Source organism: Psychroflexus salinarum (assembly GCF_042677225.1).
In the GTDB taxonomy this organism is placed as follows: domain Bacteria; phylum Bacteroidota; class Bacteroidia; order Flavobacteriales; family Flavobacteriaceae; genus Psychroflexus; species Psychroflexus salinarum.
In genome coordinates, this window is the sequence record NZ_JBHTIV010000005.1 from 95,262 (window position 1) to 117,189 (window position 21,928).

Annotated in this window: 20 protein-coding genes and 1 tRNA gene; 8 read left to right on the top strand and 13 right to left on the bottom strand. The window is 34.5% G+C overall.

The features are described from left to right. Window positions 1-67: 67 nt before the first annotated feature. Window positions 68-1,075, bottom strand: coding sequence for a zinc-binding alcohol dehydrogenase family protein (locus tag ACFQ0R_RS02705; RefSeq protein WP_379656835.1), 1,008 nt, complete (start codon window positions 1,073-1,075; stop codon window positions 68-70). 216 nt (window positions 1,076-1,291) lie between these two features. On the opposite strand from ACFQ0R_RS02705, the gene ACFQ0R_RS02710 reads away from it, so the two are divergent. Together ACFQ0R_RS02710 and ACFQ0R_RS02715 are read left to right on the top strand one after the other, a co-directional pair. Continuing rightward, complete coding sequence (locus tag ACFQ0R_RS02710; RefSeq protein ID WP_379656836.1) at window positions 1,292-1,435, top strand: hypothetical protein; 144 nt, start codon at window positions 1,292-1,294, stop codon at window positions 1,433-1,435. A gap of 239 nt (window positions 1,436-1,674) precedes the next feature. Further along, on the top strand, window positions 1,675-2,076 hold the full coding sequence (locus ACFQ0R_RS02715; RefSeq protein ID WP_379656837.1) for a hypothetical protein: 402 nt from the start codon (window positions 1,675-1,677) through the stop codon (window positions 2,074-2,076). A 211-nt stretch (window positions 2,077-2,287) separates the two neighbouring features. Here ACFQ0R_RS02715 and ACFQ0R_RS02720 read toward each other — a convergent pair. Continuing rightward, a tRNA-Leu gene (locus tag ACFQ0R_RS02720) sits at window positions 2,288-2,369 on the bottom strand. 132 nt (window positions 2,370-2,501) lie between these two features. Here ACFQ0R_RS02720 and ACFQ0R_RS02725 point away from each other — a divergent pair. The 5 genes from ACFQ0R_RS02725 to ACFQ0R_RS02745 all read left to right on the top strand — a co-directional run bounded on the left by ACFQ0R_RS02725 (window position 2,502) and on the right by ACFQ0R_RS02745 (window position 7,088). Then, window positions 2,502-3,443 carry a ribose-phosphate pyrophosphokinase gene (locus ACFQ0R_RS02725; protein WP_379656838.1) on the top strand — a complete coding sequence of 314 codons (942 nt, stop codon included), beginning with the start codon at window positions 2,502-2,504 and terminating at the stop codon, window positions 3,441-3,443. A 27-nt stretch (window positions 3,444-3,470) separates the two neighbouring features. Beyond that, window positions 3,471-4,133, top strand: a complete 663-nt coding sequence (locus ACFQ0R_RS02730) for a 50S ribosomal protein L25/general stress protein Ctc (protein ID WP_379656839.1) — start codon at window positions 3,471-3,473, stop codon at window positions 4,131-4,133. A gap of 71 nt (window positions 4,134-4,204) precedes the next feature. Continuing rightward, the gene (gene pth, locus ACFQ0R_RS02735) at window positions 4,205-4,831 is read left to right on the top strand and encodes an aminoacyl-tRNA hydrolase (RefSeq protein ID WP_379656840.1); all 627 of its coding nucleotides are present in this window, start codon (window positions 4,205-4,207) and stop codon (window positions 4,829-4,831) included. Window positions 4,832-4,837: 6 nt separating this feature from the next. Beyond that, entirely contained in the window at window positions 4,838-5,776 is a 939-nt protein-coding gene (locus ACFQ0R_RS02740) for a bifunctional riboflavin kinase/FAD synthetase (protein WP_379656841.1), read from the top strand. Beyond that, entirely contained in the window at window positions 5,769-7,088 is a 1,320-nt protein-coding gene (locus ACFQ0R_RS02745; protein ID WP_379656842.1) for an HTTM domain-containing protein, read from the top strand. The genes ACFQ0R_RS02740 and ACFQ0R_RS02745 overlap by 8 nt, the downstream gene beginning before the upstream one ends. 65 nt (window positions 7,089-7,153) lie before the next feature. Here ACFQ0R_RS02745 and ACFQ0R_RS02750 read toward each other — a convergent pair whose 3' ends face one another. The 6 genes from ACFQ0R_RS02750 to ACFQ0R_RS02775 form a co-directional block, all read right to left on the bottom strand. Then, window positions 7,154-7,966, bottom strand: coding sequence for an NAD(P)-binding domain-containing protein (locus ACFQ0R_RS02750; protein ID WP_379656843.1), 813 nt, complete (start codon window positions 7,964-7,966; stop codon window positions 7,154-7,156). Next, window positions 7,963-10,284, bottom strand: a complete 2,322-nt coding sequence (locus tag ACFQ0R_RS02755) for a M20/M25/M40 family metallo-hydrolase (RefSeq protein WP_379656844.1) — start codon at window positions 10,282-10,284, stop codon at window positions 7,963-7,965. The genes ACFQ0R_RS02750 and ACFQ0R_RS02755 overlap by 4 nt, the downstream gene beginning before the upstream one ends. Continuing rightward, window positions 10,284-10,634: a hypothetical protein gene (locus ACFQ0R_RS02760; RefSeq protein ID WP_379656845.1), complete on the bottom strand. Its 351-nt coding sequence runs from the start codon at window positions 10,632-10,634 to the stop codon at window positions 10,284-10,286. Before ACFQ0R_RS02760 ends, ACFQ0R_RS02755 begins: the two co-directional genes overlap by 1 nt. An 82-nt stretch (window positions 10,635-10,716) precedes the next feature. Further along, window positions 10,717-12,615: an OmpA family protein gene (locus ACFQ0R_RS02765; protein ID WP_379656846.1), complete on the bottom strand. Its 1,899-nt coding sequence runs from the start codon at window positions 12,613-12,615 to the stop codon at window positions 10,717-10,719. An 18-nt stretch (window positions 12,616-12,633) separates the two neighbouring features. Beyond that, window positions 12,634-13,542 (bottom strand): PorP/SprF family type IX secretion system membrane protein, encoded by a 909-nt coding sequence (locus tag ACFQ0R_RS02770; RefSeq protein ID WP_379656847.1) that lies wholly within the window; start codon window positions 13,540-13,542, stop codon window positions 12,634-12,636. 24 nt (window positions 13,543-13,566) lie between these two features. Then, window positions 13,567-13,956 carry a T9SS type B sorting domain-containing protein gene (locus tag ACFQ0R_RS02775; RefSeq protein WP_379656848.1) on the bottom strand — a complete coding sequence of 130 codons (390 nt, stop codon included), beginning with the start codon at window positions 13,954-13,956 and terminating at the stop codon, window positions 13,567-13,569. A 177-nt stretch (window positions 13,957-14,133) separates the two neighbouring features. Between ACFQ0R_RS02775 and hflX the strand changes: the two genes are divergently transcribed. After that, window positions 14,134-15,366, top strand: coding sequence for a GTPase HflX (gene hflX / locus ACFQ0R_RS02780; protein WP_379656849.1), 1,233 nt, complete (start codon window positions 14,134-14,136; stop codon window positions 15,364-15,366). Between the two features lie 3 nt (window positions 15,367-15,369). On the opposite strand, the gene ACFQ0R_RS02785 is transcribed toward hflX, so the two are convergent. From ACFQ0R_RS02785 to ACFQ0R_RS02805, 5 genes are read right to left on the bottom strand one after another with little or no spacing between them, the layout of a single operon-like run. Beyond that, complete coding sequence (locus tag ACFQ0R_RS02785; RefSeq protein WP_379656850.1) at window positions 15,370-15,771, bottom strand: response regulator; 402 nt, start codon at window positions 15,769-15,771, stop codon at window positions 15,370-15,372. A 3-nt stretch (window positions 15,772-15,774) separates the two neighbouring features. Then, on the bottom strand, window positions 15,775-16,788 hold the full coding sequence (locus tag ACFQ0R_RS02790; RefSeq protein WP_379656851.1) for a response regulator: 1,014 nt from the start codon (window positions 16,786-16,788) through the stop codon (window positions 15,775-15,777). Next, window positions 16,785-17,222, bottom strand: coding sequence for a response regulator (locus tag ACFQ0R_RS02795; RefSeq protein ID WP_379656852.1), 438 nt, complete (start codon window positions 17,220-17,222; stop codon window positions 16,785-16,787). Before ACFQ0R_RS02795 ends, ACFQ0R_RS02790 begins: the two co-directional genes overlap by 4 nt. A gap of 10 nt (window positions 17,223-17,232) precedes the next feature. Next, on the bottom strand, window positions 17,233-18,432 hold the full coding sequence (locus tag ACFQ0R_RS02800) for a GAF domain-containing sensor histidine kinase (RefSeq protein ID WP_379656853.1): 1,200 nt from the start codon (window positions 18,430-18,432) through the stop codon (window positions 17,233-17,235). After that, window positions 18,410-21,919, bottom strand: coding sequence for a PAS domain-containing protein (locus ACFQ0R_RS02805; protein ID WP_379656854.1), 3,510 nt, complete (start codon window positions 21,917-21,919; stop codon window positions 18,410-18,412). Before ACFQ0R_RS02805 ends, ACFQ0R_RS02800 begins: the two co-directional genes overlap by 23 nt. Between the last annotated feature and the right edge of the window lie 9 nt (window positions 21,920-21,928).

Here is a 21,928-nt window from a genome sequence, read left to right on the forward strand (position 1 = left end):
TTTGATTTGATTAAACTTAAAGTAATTTACTTTGAGCTGATGAAAATTTGGATAAAATATCATGTGATTAAAACCCTTCCAGCACAATTTTGCCCTTGGCTTTACCAGATTCCAGCAATTGATGCGCTTTTCTTAAATTCTCTGCATTGATGCTTCCAAAATGTTCCCCTCGGGTTGTTTTGATTGTCCCCTCATCAACGAGCTCAGATACTTTATTGAGAATATGATGCTGTTTGATCATATCTGGTGTTTTGAACAAGGATCTGGTAAACATGAGTTCGTAATGAATAGAAACCGACTTTGGCTTAAATGATGTGGCATTTATCACTTTAGGATCATCGATAAATCCAAACTTACCCTGAGGATTGATAACTTTCACAATTTCTTCAAAATGTTCTCCAGTAGCATTGATACCGATGACATAATCTGGATCGGAAAGTCCCTCTTTTTCAAATTCATCGCTTAATTTATTACTGTGATCAATCACAACATCTGCCCCTAATTCCTTTAGCCATTTTCTGGTTACATCCCGTGAAGCCGTTCCTATGACTTTCAAGTTGGTTAGTTTTTTTGCCAACTGTACCATAATCGACCCTACACCACCGGCAGCTCCAACGATTAAAATAGATTTATCATCATCTTCTTGATCTACCTTTACTCTATCAAAAAGCATTTCCCAGGCTGTCAAGGAGGTTAATGGCATCGCGGCCGCCTCTGCAAAAGATAGACTGGACGGTTTTTTACCTACGATTCTTTCATCGACCAGTTGAAATTGGGCATTGCTCCCCTGTCGTTTCAACTCTCCGGCATACCAGACTTCATCACCTACATTAAATAATGACACGTCTTCTCCAACTTCTTTCACGATTCCTGCGGCATCCCAGCCTATAACTTCCCACTGGTCATCATCAGGTGTTCTGTTTTTTCTGATTTTATAGTCGACAGGATTAACGGAGATCGCTTTTACTTCCACCAAAAGATCCCTGCCTTTAGCTTCGGGTTTAGGCATCTCAATATCCTGCAGTGCTTCTTTATTATCTATATCTAGGTTTTCCTTGAATCCTATAGCTTTCATTTGTGTTGTTTTATCCACTAATCTAGGATTATTAAGTCTAAAAGGGTGTTATAGGATGTATAAAAGTTATGGTTTCCGGTTCTGTAGGAATCTTTTGTATTTCAGATATTTTGCTTATCTCGTTTAATCAGGATTATTTACTCAAGTGTGAGTTGATTTCCATGTAATCAGCAAAATTGAATCTCAATACATAGCTTGTTAAGCAAACAAGAAGCCTTGGATACATTAATGAGTTTCACTAGTCTCGATACTAGAGATGCAATTAAAAAATACATCCATTACATCGATGTTGAGATTGTAGATGAAAATAATATTAAAGTAATTTCTGGTACGGAAAATTTCATTTGTGAATTCAGATAGAAAAGCTGTGGAAAGTGTTTTGCTGAAAGTTGATAAAGTAAGACTTCAGGAATTATATAATGAAAGGAGTAAGATTTCCAAATTTTCTTGATAATTTCAAAATAAGATTGAAGGAGAGCAAAGGATCATTTTATTACCTTTTCCCAGAAATTCACGAAAGCGATACAAATTTTTACTAACCCTTCATGATTCTGAACTTCAGTTGGAAGGTTGGAGAATTGAAAAAATGACACTAATTTATGACACTTCAAGAAGCTAAAATTGCAGATAGAATTTTAAAAGATATACAAGTTACCAATAAATATAAAAAGGTTGGAAGAAACCCAGTTTTAAAAAAAGATTACATAGACTCGAAAGAAGGAGAAAACTATCAATTTAGAGAGGATGAATATTTTTCTTTATTCACTTCAGACAAGTTAATTGTGAAAACTGAAATTAGACCTACAGGAGATTTCGATTATTTTTTAACTGATAAAGGCAGTTCTTTTATACTTTTTAAAGGTGGATATACGAAAATGGTTAAAGAAAGATTTAAAAAGGAAAGACGAGAAAAAGTAAAATATAGATTTGATATTGCAAAAGATATCGTTTTGATATTATTATCTGCAGGTGCTTTAATTATAAGTTATTTCATATCCTGATATTCTGGACTTTCTCAAATCCAAGATTACCAAGATGAGCCAGGTAAAAGGTGATCATGATGTTTCTGAGTAATTCTGTCAAGGCACTTTCTACTGTGAAAGCTAACATTCAAAAAGGTTTTAATTTCAGTTTTTAGCAAAGACTAGGTAGTAAAACGTTACTCAAAAAAACAAAACCCTTGAAAACAATGAGCTTTCAAGGGTTTTTAAGTACCTAGGGCGGGAATCGAACCCGCACATCGTAAGATACTGGGTTTTGAATCCAGCGCGTCTACCAATTCCGCCACCTAGGCATTTTGGAAGTGCAAAAATATAAAATTATTTGTTTCTATACAGAAAATAGTACGCTTATTTATATCCAACTTCAATTATTTATCTAAATTTGCAATCCATAAATCTAATATCCCTCAAAAGGTCAATAAGTTATGGCAGACGTAGAAAAAGTTGCAAAAATTTTTGCTTGTTCACAGAGCACTTCATTAGCTAAGTCTATTGCAGAATCCTATGGTATTCCTTTAGGACAAGTCAATACGATGCACTTTAGCGATGGTGAGTTTCAACCTTCCTTCGAGGAAAGTGTTCGAGGTTCTCGAGTTTTCATCATTGGCTCAACGTTTCCAAACTCAGACAATTTGATGGAGATGCTATTGATGCTGGATGCTGCAAAACGTTCTTCGGCTAGACACATCACAGCCGTTCTACCTTATTTTGGCTGGGCGAGACAAGATAGAAAAGATAAGCCTAGAGTTCCAATTGCTGCCAAAATGGTGGCAAAAATGCTTGAAACTGCAGGAGCAACTAGAATTATTACAATGGATCTGCATGCAGATCAAATTCAGGGGTTTTTCGAAAAGCCAGTTGATCATCTTTATGCTTCAACTGTTTTCTTACCTTACCTAAGAAGTTTGAAACTCGATGATCTTACTATTGCTTCACCAGATATGGGTGGTTCTAAAAGAGCTTATGCCTATTCTAAATTTTTAGAAAGTGATGTTGTGATTTGTTACAAACAAAGAGCAAAAGCCAATAAAATTTCTCACATGGAATTGATTGGTGATGTTACTGGTAAGAATGTAGTGTTGGTGGATGATATGGTTGACACTGCAGGAACTTTAACACATGCTGCTAACTTGATGATGGAAAGAGGAGCTAAAAGTGTAAGAGCAATATGTACTCATCCTGTATTATCTGGTAACGCATACGAAAAGCTTGAAGACTCAAAACTAGAAGAATTGATTGTTACGGATAGTATTCCGTTGAAAAAAGACAGTCCCAAAATAAAAGTACTTAGCTGTGCAGATTTGTTTGCAGATGTGATGAAAGCCGTCCATTATAACAAGTCTATCAGCGGTAAGTTTTTAATGTAGTTTAATTTAATTTAATTTAATTTTTTTATGAAATCGATTACGATCAAAGGATCTAAAAGAGAAAGCGTAGGCAAAAAAGCTACGAAAGCCTTACGTAATGCTGGAGAGGTCCCTTGCGTTATTTACGGGGGGGATAATATCGTGCATTTTGCTGCGCCAGAAGTGTCTTTCAACAAGTTGATTTACACTCCCGATGTACACACTGTAATTGTTGACCTTGAGGGCAACAAAACAAACGCTGTACTTCAAGACATTCAATTCCACCCTGTGACAGATGAAATTCTGCACATTGATTTCTACGAATTCCACGAAGGACAAGAAATTACTATGGAAATTCCTGTTCACTCTGAAGGTGTTCCTAAAGGTGTGAAAAACGGTGGTGTTTTAAGATTTAACTTAAGACGTATGACTGTAAGAGGTCTTGCTAAAAATCTTCCAGATTATATTGTTGCTAACGTGACTCCACTTAAGATTGGACAAAAGTTATACGTTACAGCAGTTGCTAGTGAAGATTACAAGATCATGCATCCAGACAACACTGTTATTTGTCAAGTAAGAACTTCTAGAAACGTTTCACTCATCGGAGTTGATGAAGACGAAGAAGACGAAGACGAAACTGCAGAAGGTGAAGAAGGAGCAGAAAGCTCTGCTGAAGGTGGCGATGATGCTGCTGAAGAAAGCAAAGAATAAATCACAGATTTATAATTTACTTAAAGCATCCTGTTTTTCAGGATGCTTTTTTATTTTTACAAAAAATGTAGATGAGAGCTTTTTTCGCTAGACTTTTATCCAGAGACAAAAAAGAAGAAGAGAAAGACCCTATGAAAAAGTTTTTGATTGTTGGACTTGGTAATCCAGGCCCGAAATATGAGAATACAAGACATAATATTGGATTCAAAATCTTGGACACCTTAGCAGAAAAAAGAGATATCACTTTTGAAGCTGATCGCTACGGGGATAAAACAGAATTTAATTTTAAGGGAAGAAAATTTGTACTTATAAAACCTAGTACGTTTATGAACCTCAGCGGCAAAGCAGTTCGCTACTGGTTGGACAAAGAGAAGATTTCCGTTCAAAATTTGATGGTTATCACTGATGATCTTAACTTAACTTTTGGCACATTAAGATTAAAAGCAAAAGGAAGTCATGGTGGACATAACGGGTTAAAAAATATTCAGGAACTACTACAGACTACGGCATATCCAAGGTTTAGATTCGGAATAAGTGACGAATTTTCTAAAGGCAATCAAATAGATTATGTCCTGAGCGAATGGACTTCAGAAGAAAATGAAAAACTGAAAGAACGCTTGGAAACGTCATCAGAATTGATTCTTTCATTTGGAACAGCTGGCATAAACAATACTATGAACAGCTTTAACGGAAAATAGACACACGTGAAGATTTATAATAAAGTTTCAGAATTCAATTCTTCAATTCCAACTGTGGTCACTATTGGCACTTTTGACGGAGTACATCTAGGACATAGAAAAATAATTCAGCGTCTGGTCAATTCTGCCAAAAAAGAGAATTTACAAACTGCATTGCTCACCTTCTACCCTCATCCAAGAATGGTGTTGCAACAGAGTGCAGACTTAAAACTGATAAATACCATTGATGAGCGAAAACTTATTCTTAAAGAAACTGGCTTAGAACACCTCATCGTTCATCCATTTACACTAGAATTTTCACGATTAACAGCCAGGGAATACGTTGAAGAAATCTTAGCAAAAGGACTAAACGCCAAAAAGATTGTCATAGGTTACGATCATCACTTCGGAAGAAACAGAACTGCAGACATTGAAGATTTGAAAGCCTTCGGAAAAGAATATGGTTTTGAAGTGGATGAAATTTCAAAACAAGATATCGAAGATGTGGCGGTAAGTTCTACTAAAATTAGACGATCTCTTGAGGAAGGCGACCTCGAAAAAGCAAATGAATACCTCACAAGACCATTTTTCCTCTCCGGAGAAGTAATCCGTGGAAAAGGATTAGGGAAAAACATGGGCTACCCTACAGCTAACCTTAAAGTTCCAGAATCTTACAAGCTTATCCCCAAACAAGGCGTTTACGTTGTAGCCTCTGTCATTGATGGAGATAAGCGTTTTGGCATGATGAATATTGGAACCAACCCAACAGTTGGCGGGCAAGAGCGGAGCATAGAAACTTATTTCTTTGATCTTGATAAAGATTTGTATGGCAAACACCTTCACATACAACTACTCAAGCGTATTCGGAGTGAAGTGAAATTCGATGGTTTAGAAGCTTTAATAGATGCGATGAAAGCTGACGAAGTTTTTGCAAGAAACTATATTAAAAATCGCAATAATGAATAAGCTTCTCTTTAAGCATGTTGACAATTCTCCACTCATTGTGTTTAGAATTTTATTCGGTTTGCTTATTGCCTTAGAGGCCTGGGGGGCGATTGCCACTGGCTGGGTTAAACGAACGCTTGTTGATCCTCAATTCACTTTTAATTTTATTGGTTTTGACTTCCTGCAGCCTTTACCTGGCTCCGGGATGTATTTTTATTTTGCACTTATGGGTTTGTTTGGAGTTTTTGTGATGCTGGGCTTCAAATATCGATTCAGTATAATTGCTTACACACTCCTCTGGACCTGCGTTTACCTGATGCAGAAAACGTCTTACAACAACCATTACTATTTACTCATTCTTCTGCTTATCTTCATGTGCATCGTTCCTGCACATAGATACTTTTCTGCAGATACAAGAAAAAATCCAGACCTGAAATCCATCAGTATGCCCAATTGGGTAGTTCTGTTTCTTATAGGTCAAATATGGATTGTATATACTTATGCGAGTCTTGCTAAACTATATCCAGATTGGCTCAACGGCACCTTTCCAGAACTTTTGATGAAAGGCAAAGCACACTATTGGCTGGTTGGTGACTTGCTCCAAGAACCCTGGGTGCACATGAGTATTGTATATTTTGGAGTTTTATTTGACTTGCTTGTTGTTCCATTGCTTTTGTGGAAACGAACAAGGGTTCCTATGTTTTGGATAAGTGTGTTTTTCCATTTATTTAACAGCATCGTCTTTCAAATTGGGATTTTCCCATACATGTCTCTAGCATTTACAGTGTTCTTTTTCCCAAAAGAATACATTCACAGGAAATTCCTCAAGTTCAAACCCTTTTACAAATCATCAGAAACTAAAATTCCAAATTTAGCACCAGTACTTAAAACCTTTTTTGTGATTTGGTTTACAATACAGCTGCTACTTCCCATTCGCCATCATTTTATTAATAGCAATGTTTTCTGGACAGAAGAAGGTCACCGAATGAGCTGGAGGATGATGCTTAGGTCGAAAAGTGGCTATGCCAGTTTTCAAGTCAAAAATTTGAATACGGGCAAAACTGAATATGTCAAACTTGATGAGTATTTAACCCCAAAACAAAAACGCAATCTTTTAAAACCAGATGGCATTTATCAATTCACCCAAAAGCTGAGAAAAGAATACGCTGAAAAAAACATTCCTATTGAAATTTACACCCGAATAAAAGTTAGTTTAAACGGGAGAAAGTCAGAATTTCTAATAGATCCAAAACTAGATTTGACAACCATAGAGTGGAATTATTTCTTTCACAATGACTGGATTCTTCCAGAGCCTAAAAGTCTTAATTTTTAAGCTGTAAGTCTCATCCAGATAGCTATTGGAGATGAGTAAAAATTAAAAAAATAAAGAAATATCACTCACACCTTTTTTGGAACCCCTACATCTAACTCTTTAGCAGTCCACGTCATACTGATGTTTTTGCCTACTGAAATTATTTCGTGATCAAATTCAGGAGTTTGGAGATCAAATTCCTTAGCCTTTTTGGTATAGTACTCTTCTTTTGTAGAATCAACGGCTTCAACCCCATGGAAAATCTTTCCGAATTTTCCCTGCTGAATTATCTCTAAAATCAGTAAAATGCAATTGTCAAGATGAATCAAATTTACGGGGGCTTCAGGGTTTTTGATGTCTGGTTTGCCTGCAAGGTATTTAACAGGATGTCGATTGTTTCCGATTAAACCTCCAAACCTTATTACACTAGTTTCAGCTTTTTTGAAAGTCAGTAATAATTGTTCTGCCTGGATCAATTGGTTATTAGCAACTTCTCTTTGTGTAAACTTGTAATGTTCAGTAAAGGTTGGAATGGATTCGTGGTCTTGAAAAACTCCCGTGGAACTTACGTAGAGGATGTTTTTAATACTTGATTCTGGAATTGTCTCCGAGAGCTTTTTGAGTTTAGCGGTAAAATTAGAATTTGGATCACTTCTCAATCCAGGTGGAATGTCAATAATGAGAAGTTCAGAGTTTTCTAAAAAACTATGAATCTCTCCTATGATTTTGTCTTCCTGAAGTTCAATTTTAAAAGCTTGAATGCCTTCAGATTCGAGCTTTTCAATTTTTTCTAAAGATGTTGTAGATCCTTTAACTTCCCATCCATTTTTTATTAAATGCTTAGCAAGCGGTAATCCCAACCATCCACAACCTAAAATTGATACTTGTTGTTTTATCATAATCTTAATTTCTGCTTGGTGATAATGGCATCGTTTACAACAAAGGGTTTTGGCATTTTATCTTTTGGTCTCTTTTTTACAGAAAATAACGGATGTGAAAACAAATCAAAACTTATTTCATTGAAAACAAATTCTATGTCTTGGTCTTTATCGACCTCAAATTCAAAATATAGTGGCTCCTGGTTTACCACATAATAATCAATAATGTTATCCTTGAAACGGTTTTTATGAACATGATATTTATGGGGATCATTTCCATAATTATCTGCAATTTCTCCATTGACCTTGAACGATCTAAAATTAAACTGGGAAGGTTCTGAAACAATTATTCTGTTAAGGTTCCTTTTATAATTTAACTGAACTCTGAATTTTTTCAAATAAGATTGAGATGCTTCTAAAGTATCAACTTGAATGGTGGAGCTTTTAACAGGAATCATTTCCGCTTCAGAGGCTTTAGTGTAAGCTGTATTGTACTTGCTTTGATAATCAATTGCACTAGTCAGATCCTCATAGGTTTCAAAATAAGGTGAAGTCCATGAGTCTAAATTTTCATCGTAAGTATTCCAAGTGGCAGAGTTGGATTCGGTGTCTAAAGTGTAAACTAAACTATTTGGTCTAGGGCTTTCTTCTGTAAAATTTGAATGTAAATGAGCTTTGATAAAAAAGCCAATAGCTACAAGCAAAGCCATAGCTGCCACTCCTCTTTTTACAGAAAAGTAGCCAAAAACAGGAAGCAAATTTCCGAAAAGTAAAACCGTAAAAACAGCACTAACCACTGTCATCTTAAGACCAAGTCCAACAGGGAAAAACTGAATAAATGGAGCTATAATGCTTAAAGATGGTAGTATTAAAATCAGAAGAAAAAGATAGGAAGGGACTTGAAACCTGATCATCAAGAAAAAAGCTAAGAGTGTAAATAATAAAGGAATAATGAAGAATGCAGCTCCTTTCAAAAAGATATTCAATAGAAAAATAACAACGAACCAAGTAAATAGTGGTGCTACCATTGCGTTTTTCGGGTTCAGTTTTTCATCAAATGACTGATAAATCGAAAACAGAATAAATAAAGTTAGCGCTACAAAAAACACAATATAATCATGTCCGTTGTAAGTGAATCCCTGCAGAATAGCTGAATAATCCGGGTATAATTCTAAAATAAATTGCCACCCGAGATAGGTTACTAATCCAGCGATAACTAAACTTAAAAACCAAGGCACAAAGCCTAAAAAGACTTCTCTTCTGTTTAAAGAATTAATTTTGAAACCAAAAATTAGTAAAGCAACAAAAACGACGAGAGCAATTGTATAAATGAACCAAACCCAGGAAAACGGATAATCAAAAAGACCAAAACCAGTAACAGTAAAATAAACATTATCTTGATCTGATTTCAAATCTGTTAAGTCTAAATTGGAGAATTCATCCAATGTAGACATCAAGTAATCGCCCTGGTGAGCAAGAGATCGTTTATCGAGACGCTTTGGGATATCCAAAGCTGTGTGGTAATCGTAATGGTCATCTATAAACGCAAAGAAAAAACTTGGAACATCTGCGATTTCTCTGAAAATCGTAGAATCGGTGTCGTTCGGTAAAAGTTTGTAAACACTATACATAAGTGAATTTGCCAATGGGTGTTCTCCCTGAGCTTTTCCAAAAAGTTCAATTAAACCGGAATTGCCATAATTGGTTTCTACAATCATGTTACTAGGGCCACCACTCCCACGAGATTCAAAATTAAGAACCAATCCAACCTCATCTATCCAGGGATGTTCCTTTACAAAAAGTTCTGCACCAGAAAGCCCAACTTCTTCTCCATCTGTAAAGACAATTATAATATCATTTTGAAAAGAAGAATTTGAAGCCTTAAAAGCTCTAAGTGATTCCAGGATTGTAGCTACACCAGAAGCTGCATCCGCTGCTCCAGGAGATGAATGCACTGCAGAATCGTAATGTGTTAATAATAATAGAGCTTTGGAGTTTTCTTGTGAATTATTGGCCTTTAACCTTGTAATAATATTCTGTGGTGCAGTAAGAACTCCGTTTTTTGACAAAACAAAACCTTGCTGAGTCTGAACTTGAAGGTCTAACTTTTCAAGCTCGTTGACGATATAATTTCGCTTGGAATTATGTGCGCGAGAACCGATATAATGTGGCTCATCTCCAATACTCTTAACATGTTCAAATGCTCTAAGGGTTGAAAATTCTGAAGGCTGAGTTGATAAATCTGTAATTTCTGAAGGATATAAATCGTAGAAAATATACCAAATTGAAGCTGCTATCACTAGCAGACTGACAATGGCTTTATAGGAACTTTTTCTCATTAATCTCGTTTTACTAATGCGTAGTAATCATCTTCTAAAGGTAAGTAACCTTGATCGTAAACAAAGTAATAAACACGACCGCTTTTAGTAGTGTAAAGACTTGTGAAATAGGTGAAATTGAATCCTTTTTCTAATAATTTATCCCGAGTAGTTTTTGTTTTTTGATCTTTGTTAATGCTTTTTAAAATTCTATAATTTTTTTTCAACCTATTGTTGATATTTCGCACAACCTTGGTGGCATCACTATTAAGCCGATTATTATATGTGCTTCTGCAATAATCAGAACAAAACTTTTTGTCAATTCTCCCTGTAATGGGTTCTTCACAAGAAAGGCATTTAGTTTTTTCCATAATGGCTTATTTACCGCTTAGTAAATATAAAAAAATCCCTCAACTAAAATGCTGAAGGATTTTTGCGATTAAATTTTTAGAATTACTCAACAACTTTAAATTCAGATCTTCTATTTTCTTCGTGCTCTTCTTCACTACAGCCAGAATCACAATTATTGACAGGCTCTGTCTTTCCTTTTCCTTCTGAAGTTAACCTACTTGCATCAATACCATTTTCTACTAAGTAGTTTACAGTATTCTCAGCTCTTTTTTGAGATAACTCCATATTATAAGCTTTAGAGCCTCTTTCATCTGTATGACTTATAACCTTGATATTCAGTTCTGGATTTTCTTTCAAAATTGAGATCAATTTATCAAGTTCCAGAGCTGCTTCGGGTCTTATAGTTGCATCGTCATATTCGAAAAATATACGTTCTTGCAAGATTAACATTTCAGCTTCTGCCTGAGAAACTTCGGGTTCTAAAGCTACTTTTATTAACATTTGGGTCTCAGGAACACGCATTGAAATCGATTGGCTTTGATAATCTTTCATGTTTACCTGTAAATCAAATTTTTGACCTGTAGGTAAAAAGTTTTTACTTAAACCACTGTCATTTGTTCGGCTTCTAGAAAATTCATTTTGATCCTCACCATAAAAAATGACTTGTGCATTTTCTAAAAATCTGTCTGTTTTGGCATCAACAACCTCTACCAAAAGAGATGTTTGCTCTAATGGATGTATCAAATTTGCTCTGTAAATATTATCTATTCGTTCTCCTTTCTTCTTTTCTGTTCGGTTAGAAGATACATAGCCTTTTTCTACACTCCCATTATAGGTGAAAGCAAAATCATCTGATCTACTATTGAGAGGTGAACCTAAATTTTGAGGAGGAAGAAAACCTCCAGAGTCTCTTTTAGCATAATATACATCAAGACCGCCTAAGCCTAAATGACCATCGCTAGAAAAGTATAACGTATTTTCTTGATCAATAAACGGAAAACTCTCTCTTCGTTCTGTATTGACTGTAGGTCCAAGATTTCTTGGCTTACCAAAGCTTCCATCACCTTCTATCTGAACAACATAAAGATCTGAAGCTCCATAACCTCCTGGCCTATCGCTAGAAAAATACAGTTTGCTTTCATCGGGACTCAATGCAGGATTGGCATTGGAGAAAGAAACATCGTTGAATGGCAGGTCTTGAATATCCTGGAAACTACCATTAACCAGTGTTGCTTTGTAAATTTTCAAGTGATTGATACCCTCGTCATCTTTTCTATAATTTCCATTAACATAGTCATTCCTAGTGAAATATATAGTGGAGCCATCATTTGTTATAGCAACAGAACCTTCATGAAACTTGGTGTTAATCTCACCTTCTATCTCTTTAGAATTTTTGAAGGTTCCAGCAACATTATCTGCAACAAAAAGATCTAAAGTTGGCTGTTTGTTCCAGCCGTAGGTTTTTCTAGTTTCATTCCTAGCAGACACAAAATATAATTTACCTCCATGCTCATAAGCGCCAAAGTCGGAATATTCAGAATTTAAACTCAATGGATTCAACTGAAATCTAGGAGTCATTGACTTCAGATCTTCAAGATAATCAGGATTTTCTAAAAAAGCTTTGGCTCTAGAGTCACTAGGTGCTTTTTCAGAAAAGTCGAGCATCGCCTTTTTGTAATCTTCAGTTTTTTGGTTGATTAAAAGCGTTTGAGCATAGTTGTAATAATCTTCAGAAGAAGCATTTCTACTATTTCTTAGATATCGCTTATAAAATTTTTCAGAATCTTCAAAGTTTGATGTTTTATAGTTTGCTATCGCTAGTTGCTTATATACATGGCTATTTGCTTTTCCTTTGCGGATTAGTTTTTCATAAGCATCAATAGCATCGACATATTCAAATCTATCAAAATGCTTATCTGCTTTTTTGGTGTCGCTATTTTGAGACCATAAACTAATGGTGAACAAACAACAAAACATACTAAGAATATATAATTTTTTCATTGGTGGAATCATTTCAAATTAAAAATAACGAGGCGAGACATAGGTTTTCTTTTTGAAGAAGATGTCGAAAATAACAAAAGCTTCATAGGAAGGTTCTTTAAGATTAGACTGAGTTGCATCATATGCAAAACCGATCTGCATCCAGTTTGTAGCTCTTACACTAGCCAAACCACTAATGGCGTCTTCATATCTGTAGGAAGCGCCAACTTCAAACTTATCATAAAACAAGAAGTTTGCATTTACGTCAAAAGATATGTCTGAATTAAATTCAGATTTGACTAAAGTAGAAGGCTTAAATTTTATGTTATCGTTCACATCGAAAACGTAACCTGCAGTCAAGAAGTAATGTTTTTGTTCGGAGCCAAATTCTCTGCCATCAACTTCCAGGTGAGTTGAGCTTAAAAAGTTTGGTACGGAAAGACCAACGTAAAATTTGTCTGTATAATACATAAGACCTGCACCTAAATTTGGATAAGTTTCATCAATATCTTCTTGAAAAGCAGGATCTGCACCATCTTGAAAATATAAATCTGTAAACCCAATACTTTGAAATCTTGCTCCTGCTTTTATACCAAAAGCTAGCTTACTACTTTTACCAAGGTCTAAAGTGTAAGATATGTCTGCAAAAATATTAGTTTGCTCTACATCACCAATTTGGTCATTTATACCCGAAACACCTAAACCAAAACCGTTCCCCACCGGAGAATGTGCATTGAATGTGAATGTTTGTGGTGACCCTTCCAATCCAGACCATTGATCTCTATACAAAGCTCCTACCGATAAATTTTCTTTGGAACCAGCATAGGCAGGATTAACAACGTTCATATTGTACATGTATTGGGTGTACTGAGGGTCTTGCTGTGCAGAGATTTCTTGTGTAGCCAGCAACAACAAAGCTCCTAAAATTGGGATATATCTAATTTTCATAGAGAAATTGCTTTATAATTTAATTTATTGTTCAACATTTATGTAAAGCGAGCCTTTATTGGTTACGCCATATTCTGGATCTTCTGCTTCAAAAGTAATGGTGTAAAAATAAGTTCCAGTGACAAGATCATCTCCATTGTCGTTTTGACCAACAAATTCATCTCTGTAGTTAGCTCTTCCATAAATTTTCAAGCCATTTCTGTCGAAAATTTCTAGAGTTGCAATACCAGTTCGATCTGCCAGACAAGACAAATCAAAATTATCATTCAATCCATCTGGATTTTGATTGGGAGATATTCCTTGTGATATCTTACAATCTGCCTGTGCATTATCAATTTCATCTGAATCATCTGAGCTACAAGAACAGAACAATATGACACATGAGAAAGCTAGAAGGTACTTTTTGAGATTCATGATAGTTTTATTTTATTACAATAAACGAATTAAGCGAATTTTTAGTATTTAAGCTATACTTACTTTCAAAAGTTGAATAGAAAATAAATTTATCTTCAAAAGTTACATATACTTCAGAAATCTTAAATTCAGAATTAACTGAAGTATTTTTCATAATTTTACATAACAAATTATTCTATGCTAGAAGCAAAAACTACAACATACGAAACTGCAGTTCTCATTGGTATCATAAATCAATCTCAGGATGAAGAGAAATCCAAAGAGTACCTTGACGAATTAGAATTTCTCACCTACACAGCAGGAGGTGAGGTTAAAAAACGATTTCAACAAAAATTAGATGTACCTCATCCCAAAACCTTTATTGGCAAGGGAAAACTAGAGCAGGTAAGAGATTATGTTGAAGAGCATGAAATTGGTACAGCTATTTTTGATGATGAATTATCTCCAGCTCAACAGAAAAATATTGAAAAAATTCTAAAATGTAAAGTTGTAGACAGGACATACCTTATACTGGATATTTTTGCTCAACGGGCCAAAACAAGTTATGCCAGTACTCAAGTAGAGCTTGCTCAATACGAGTATCTATTACCAAGACTTGCAGGACTCTGGACTCACCTTGAGCGTCAACGTGGGGGTATCGGTATGCGTGGTCCTGGTGAAACTGAAATTGAAACCGATAGACGTATCGTTAGAGATAAAATCACTTTACTAAAGAAAAAACTAAAAACTATCGATAAACAGATGGCTGTCCAACGCGGCAACAGAGGTAGTCTTGTGCGAGTTGCTTTGGTAGGATACACCAACGTTGGTAAGTCTACATTGATGAATGTTATAAGTAAAAGTGAAGCTTTTGTTGAGAACAAGCTGTTTGCCACATTAGATACGACAGTTAGAAAAGTGGTGATAAGAAATCTACCTTTTCTATTAACTGACACCGTAGGTTTTATTAGAAAACTTCCAACTCAACTGATAGAGTCTTTTAAATCCACTTTGGACGAAGTCAGAGAAGCAGATTTGCTTTTGCACGTTGTAGATATATCTCATGAGAACTTTGAAGATCACATTGAATCTGTAAACAGTATTCTAGATGACATCGAAGCTAGAGATAAGCCATGTATTATGGTATTCAATAAAATCGATAATTATGAGCCAGAAACTATAGATGATGACGATTTGATGGTAGAACGATCTTACCAACATTATACGTTAGAAGAATGGAAGAAGACTTGGATGCAAAGACAAGGTGACAAAGTTCTTTTCATATCTGCTACAGAAAAAGAAAATATTGAAGAATTCAGAAAAAAAGTTTACGAAACTGTAAGAGATATTCACATCACAAGGTTTCCTTATAACAACTTTTTATACCCAGAATATGATGCTTATACTGGAGATGAAGAATTAGAAGATTAAGGCTTAATCAAAAAACGGAAGTAATTCTTTTGTTTTCTTCAACTCTTTAAGTCTATCTATACTTAATGGTTTTTCGACAAATCCTATAGCAGCGTCATACGTCGCTGCTCTGTCTTTATCACTAGAATCTATAGAAGAAGTAACCACGAAAATATAGCAATAGCTGTCCAATTCACGCTTTTCTAACTCATCCATAAAATCCCATCCATCGAGATTGGGCATGTTGACATCTAGAAAAATGACAAATTTTTTATCTTCAGATTTATTTTCCGAAATGTAGGTTAAGGTTAAATAACCATTTTCAAATGATTTTGGTGAATTTGAAAACTCTGAATGAATCATCATTTTTTCATGAATAAAAAGCACCATTTTATCGTCGTCTACGTTTAAAACCTCTAAGTTCATTCCTTACTTATTTTTTGGTTCAATTTGTTTTGCATTTTTAGAAATAGACCTTATAACATCATCTAGCTCTTTCATTGTACTGCCAATTTCCTGAATAAGAAGTTCTTGTTCTTCCTTAGAGCAGGTATCTGTGTTCAACAACTCTACAATACCTAAAATCTTAGAGGCAGGTGAACGCATCTCATGAGATTGTTGCCAAGCTATTTGTTTCAGTTTTTCATTCTGTGAGGCTAATGCTTTATAATGTAGCAAACGCTCTGTAATATCCTTGGCAACTACGAGTTTAGCTTTTCTATTTTGAAAAATAATAGTTTTTATTGTAATTTCTGCTCTTATTTCCTCTCCTGTTTTTGTTCTGTATAAAAAATAATCATCGAAACGATAATTATCCTTATGGATTGTTTTCCTGAGGGCTCCCAGAAACACATCTGTTTCTTTTGAAAAAAGGATTTGATGAAGATACATTAAAAGGAATTCTTCCTTTTCGTACCCAAATAGCTCTGTTGCGGCTGAATTTACATCTAAGAATTTTAATGTATCTACGTCATATACAAACATAGCTACCGGTGAAAAATGAAATAAATCACTGTATTTTTTCTCGGACTCAAGTAGTTTTAATCTTTGTTTTTGCTTTTCAATCGTATAATTAATGCTTTTGAAAAGTGAATTCGGATTCAATTCATCTTTAAATAAATAGTCTGAAGCTCCAAGCTGAAGCGATTCTATGCAAAAATTAAGATTAAGTGAACCTGTCAAAATGGTAACAGGAGTCTGGCTTGCAATCTTTACAACTTTTTTTATAAGTGGCTTTCCAGATAAGTCTGGTAGTGTTAAATCTAGAAAAATGACATCAAATTTGGATTCACTACCAAGTAAAGCTTTTGCCTCCTTGTAATTTATAGCATGTTGACAAGTCAAATATTGAAAACGCTCTTCCAAATATTCCTTCACAAGCGTGTAATCGCCGAGGTTGTCTTCAACGATAAGAATATTAAGCACTTTTCTGATTGTAGTCATGGCCTAGGGAAGCTTGGTGAGATTACATGGTTTATCCAAAATTCTTCTATTTTTGTAACAGCTTCCATAAAACCTGCTGCGTCTTGAGGTTTGGTTATATAGCAATTTACATGATTTTGATAACTCTCAATTACATCAGTTTTTGAAGATGATGTTGTAAAAATGACAACAGGAATAGTCTTCAAAACATCATCATTTTTTATAATCTTTAAAACTTCAAGTCCGTTGTACTTAGGTAAATTAAGATCGAGCAATACCAGATCTGGAGTCTCTACAGATTTATATGAATTTTTTTTTGATAAAAAATCTAGAGCTGCCTTCCCGTCCTTCACAACCCATTGTTTAGTTACGAATTCTGAATCTTCCAAAGCTTCAGTAATCATCAAAACATCTCCATCATTATCCTCGACAACTAAAATTTTGAAAGTGTTCATTATAAATATTCTATTTTGGAATTGTAAAACTGAAGGTAGTTCGCTCACCAAATTGAGAATCTACCCAAATTTTACCACCTAAATTTAATATAATTTTTTTACATGTAGCCAAACCCATACCTACTCCATCAGTATTGGCATTATTCTCTTTATAAAAAGGTCTGAAAATCTTTTCAAGATTTCGCTCTTCTATCCCCTTACCATTATCACTTACTTTCACAAGCCATTCGTCGATCTTATCTTTAATGGTGATCTTAATCTTTAGTGGTCTTTCAGCAGCTCTATATTTAATAGCATTACCTATCAAGTTTCTTAAAACTGAAGAAAGTGAAACTTTTGAAGTATTTATTACAGGCAAGTTATTAAACTCAATTTCTATATTTTCTGATCTAATAGTTGGTAGATTGAGCTCCATGATGTTTTGAATAAGAGATTCTACATCAACTTGTTCCTTTTCATCGCGTTGTGATGTAACCTTAGCAAATGCAAGTATTTCATATATAAGACTTGTCATTTTTTGAGTACTCTGCTTTGCATAATCAATATATTCAAGAGCCTCATCTCCTAGACTAGTGCCAGACTCATGTTGTAATAATTCTAAAAATCCATGAATACTATCAAGTGGATTTTTGAGATCATGAGCAATTGTATATGCAACCTCTTCTGTTTGGTCTTTGTGTAATTTTAGTTGATCGTAAACTTTTTCAAGATCAAGAGACTTTTGCTTAGACTCAAACAATCGCTCTACTAATTTTGCAAGAGATTTTAAAGATTCTATTTGAGATGCTGAAAGAACTTTAGGTTTGGAATCGAGAACACATAGTGTACCAAGTGCGAGACCATCTTTTGTCGAAAGCGGCATTCCAGCGTAAAAAGCAATATGAGGTTGCTCAGTGACCAAAGGATTGTCTTTGAAACGCTCATCTTGAGTAGCATCGTTAACTATAAGCATTTTATCTGGAGTATTGATAGCATGTGAACAGAATGCAATGTCTCTTGAAGTTTTTTCTAGCTCAGTCCCGTGCTTAGATTTAAACACCTGGGTATTTGTATCAATAAGAGTCACCAGGGAAACTTTAGTTCCGCAGATATCTGAAGCTAATTTGGTAATCAAATCAAGATCTTCATCAGGGAGATTGTCTAGCAATTTCAGGCTATATAATTCTTTCAGCCTATCTGCCTCATTACTAGGAATCGGTGGATTTTTCATTATCTATATACTTTTTTGGAAGTTTAATTATGAATTTTGAACCTTTTCCAAGTTCTGATTCTAAGGAAACTTCACCTTTGAAATTATTAATTATTTTTTCAACAATTGCTAAGCCTATTCCGGTACCCGAATACTCACTTTGACCATGTAATCTTTGAAAAATTCCAAAGATCTTCTTGAAATATTCTTTTGAAATACCCAAGCCATTATCTTCAACACTTAATATATGATAGTCTTGAAGTTCTTCATAATCAATATAAATTCTTGGAGTGATGTTGGGTTGAGAATACTTAATTGAATTCTCAATAAGATTTAAAAACACTTCTTTTAACTCATCTTCAACAGTATAGATTACAGGAAGTTTACCGACTTCTATCTTCGCTCCTTTTGTTTTAATTGCATCATGTAAAAGTATTTCAACATCCTTTATAACTGAATTTATATCAACTTCTGTTAAAGTAAGGTCACTTCTACCTACTTTAGAGAAATTAAGCAATCCTAAAATGATTTGGCGCATTTGCTTAGCTCCATCTACAGCAAAATTAATGTATTCTTCTGCCTTTTTATCAAGTTTCCCTGAATACTTCTGTTCCAAACGTGTTAAAAACCCAGTAACCATTCTAAGTGGCTCTTGCAAATCATGCGAAGCTATGTATGCAAACTCTTCAAGATCCTTATTTGACTTTGCTAAGGACTCCGTTTGAATTATAAGCCTGCGATTGAGACTTTCAAGCATGTTTTCATATTGTCTAAATTCTGAAATATCTTGCATGGAACCGACCATTTTAACCGGTTTTCCGCTCTCGCTCTTTATAATTTTTCCTCTATCATAAACATTGGCGTAAGAACCATCTTTTTTTCTGAACTCATATTCTTCCTTCCATTCATCTTGTTCAAAGTTTGCTATTGCTGAATCAAAAGATTTCTTAACACGACTTCTGTCTTTTGGATGAATCTTTCCCAGCCATATTTCCTCGGCTTTGCCAAAGTCATCTGGATCATAGCCAAAAAGTTTTTTGAGACCTATTCCCCAATTCATTTGTTCTGTGATTATATCAAAGTCCCAAACAGCATCTTTTACTGTTTCTGCTATTATTTTGAATTTTTCTATTTCAGTTTTTAAAACACTTAAATTCTCTTTATAAGCCGTAATATCTCTCCCAACACAGAAAACATCGTTACCGCCTTCAAGACTAAAAGCCGTCCAATGTACATTCAGAATTTCAGAATTTTGAGATATGATTTGTATCTCATCGGAATAGTAACCTTTATTTTCTCTTGCTTTATTTAATAATTCTAAAGCCTTTTGTCGATCACCTTCTTCTATAAATTTTAATAGCGGTGTTGCCAAAAAGAATTCATTACTGTAACCTAAAATTTCAGAAGCTCTTTTATTTATTTTTTTCAAATATCCATTTTTCCCAGCAACACTTAAAAAGTCTGGAGTATATTCAAAAAAGATACTCATTTCTTTTTCAGTTCGTTTTCTCAAAATCTCATTTGCAAGCTGAATCGAGAATTCATCAAAAATAGAAGCCAAAGTCTCTTCTCTTGAATAGGTGTCACGAAATCCAAGAATAACAACCCCTAAGCATACTTCATGAGATCGAATTTGAAATCCGTAACTTAATTTTATTCTATTTTTTTCTTCCGAATTTGATTCTTTTTCATGAATTAAGATCTTAGATGTATTAGTTTCAAAAATCTCATTTGCAAAATTTTTAGATCTATAATTTAAAAGCTCAGAAGCACGATCTACTGGCTCACCTTCTTTAAATCTTAAAGATTGTGACAATCCTTCTGAATAGTTATCCACTAACCAAAACTCACAAAATTCACTTCCTACCAGATCTTCTATCTTTAAAGAAATTTTGCATAGCGTACTTTCCATAGAATCGTTACCTTGAAAAGCCTTGTGTGTAAAGGTTAAAAGCTCCCTTTTATTTCTACTGGTTTTGAGGTCGTTTACATCTCTATTTACTATCATCCAATGCGTGTACCATCCTTCATCATTTACAATGGGCGTGATTGAAAGGTTATTCCAAAATTCAAGATCATTTTTGGTGTAACTTATGATGTCAGCATCAACAGAGTTCCATTGCCCGAGTTCTGTTTCTAATTCTAGAAACATTTCCCTGTTTTTAGGAGTTACATAAAATTCCAGGGGAGTTTTTCCTAAAATGTGAGCAACATCAAATCCAAATAAATTTTGAAAGCTAGAATTGACATAGACAATTTCAGACTCTAGAAAGCTATTACTCTTTACCTCTGTGACCAAAATAGCATCTTTCGTTCCACCTACTAACTTTTCTAATAAATTAAGATGATTTTCGCGTTTTAGCGGTTTGGTGATATCCTGTAACGCACCAACAAGTCGTGTTGGTTTCCCTTTTTCATTTCTTACGATTACGATATTTTCTCTTACACTGGCATATTCCCCATCACGATTTTGAAATCTATAATCAAATGTCCATTTAGATAAAGTTTTGTCATCCAAAGCCTCTTGTAAACTATCAAAAAAGGGCTTAAGATCATTTGGATGAATTTTGGATTCCCAGAAATCTCTAGAGACTGTGTTTTTTTCTAAATTATATCCAAACAGCCTTTCATAACCATCTCCCCAGTACAACTCACCTTCCTTCAGGTCCCATTCCCACACAGCATCGGATGTAGCTTGCGCTGCTAAATCAAATTTAGTTTTTGCTTTTCTTAATTCTTCTTGGATTCTATAATTTTCAGTCACATCTCTTACTGTAGAAATCATGAGACCTTGGTCATAAAGAGGAATATTTTTAGCATTAACTATCTTTATTTCACCAGTTTTAGTTGTGATCTTTAGGTTTTTCCAATTCATTCTTTGGGAGTCTCCAGAATGAATATCATCCATTATCATTTTAGAAACTTCCTTTCTGTAAGCTTCATCTGGATATACTTTTTTGAAGAATGTGGCAACGTTTTCAAGTTCCTTTTGATCCCAACCGTAAATTTGAGTGAATTTACTATTGACATAGACGGTCTTAGATTTATCAATTGTATTCACACCAATTCCAAGAGGAAGAGATTCAAAAATTCTTTTAAAAAACTCGATTTCTAGATTTTCAATTTCATCAGTCTCTGTTCGTTCATATTGAATACTGATAAAAAAGAAGGATTGCTCTTCAAAATTAAGAAGTTTGCAATCAAATTTAAGGGTTTGATTATCTTGAGAAAATTCAATAAAATGCGAAGATTTTTGCGGTTTTGAAACTTTCAGTTTACTCAATTTTTTGGTAAACTTTGAAACCATTTGCCTTTCCAATCCAAAGCTCTCTTTCAAGAACTCCTCCAATTCTATATTATTTTTAATTTTTCTTTCTCCATCAGACTTAACTTTAAGTTTATTATTCAATCCAATAACTTTAAATTTACCATTGGGATTTGACACTAAAAAGCTAGGCAATTCAAAAAAGTCCAAAAGCTTTTTTAACTGTAAGAGATCTATTGGCATATATTGAAA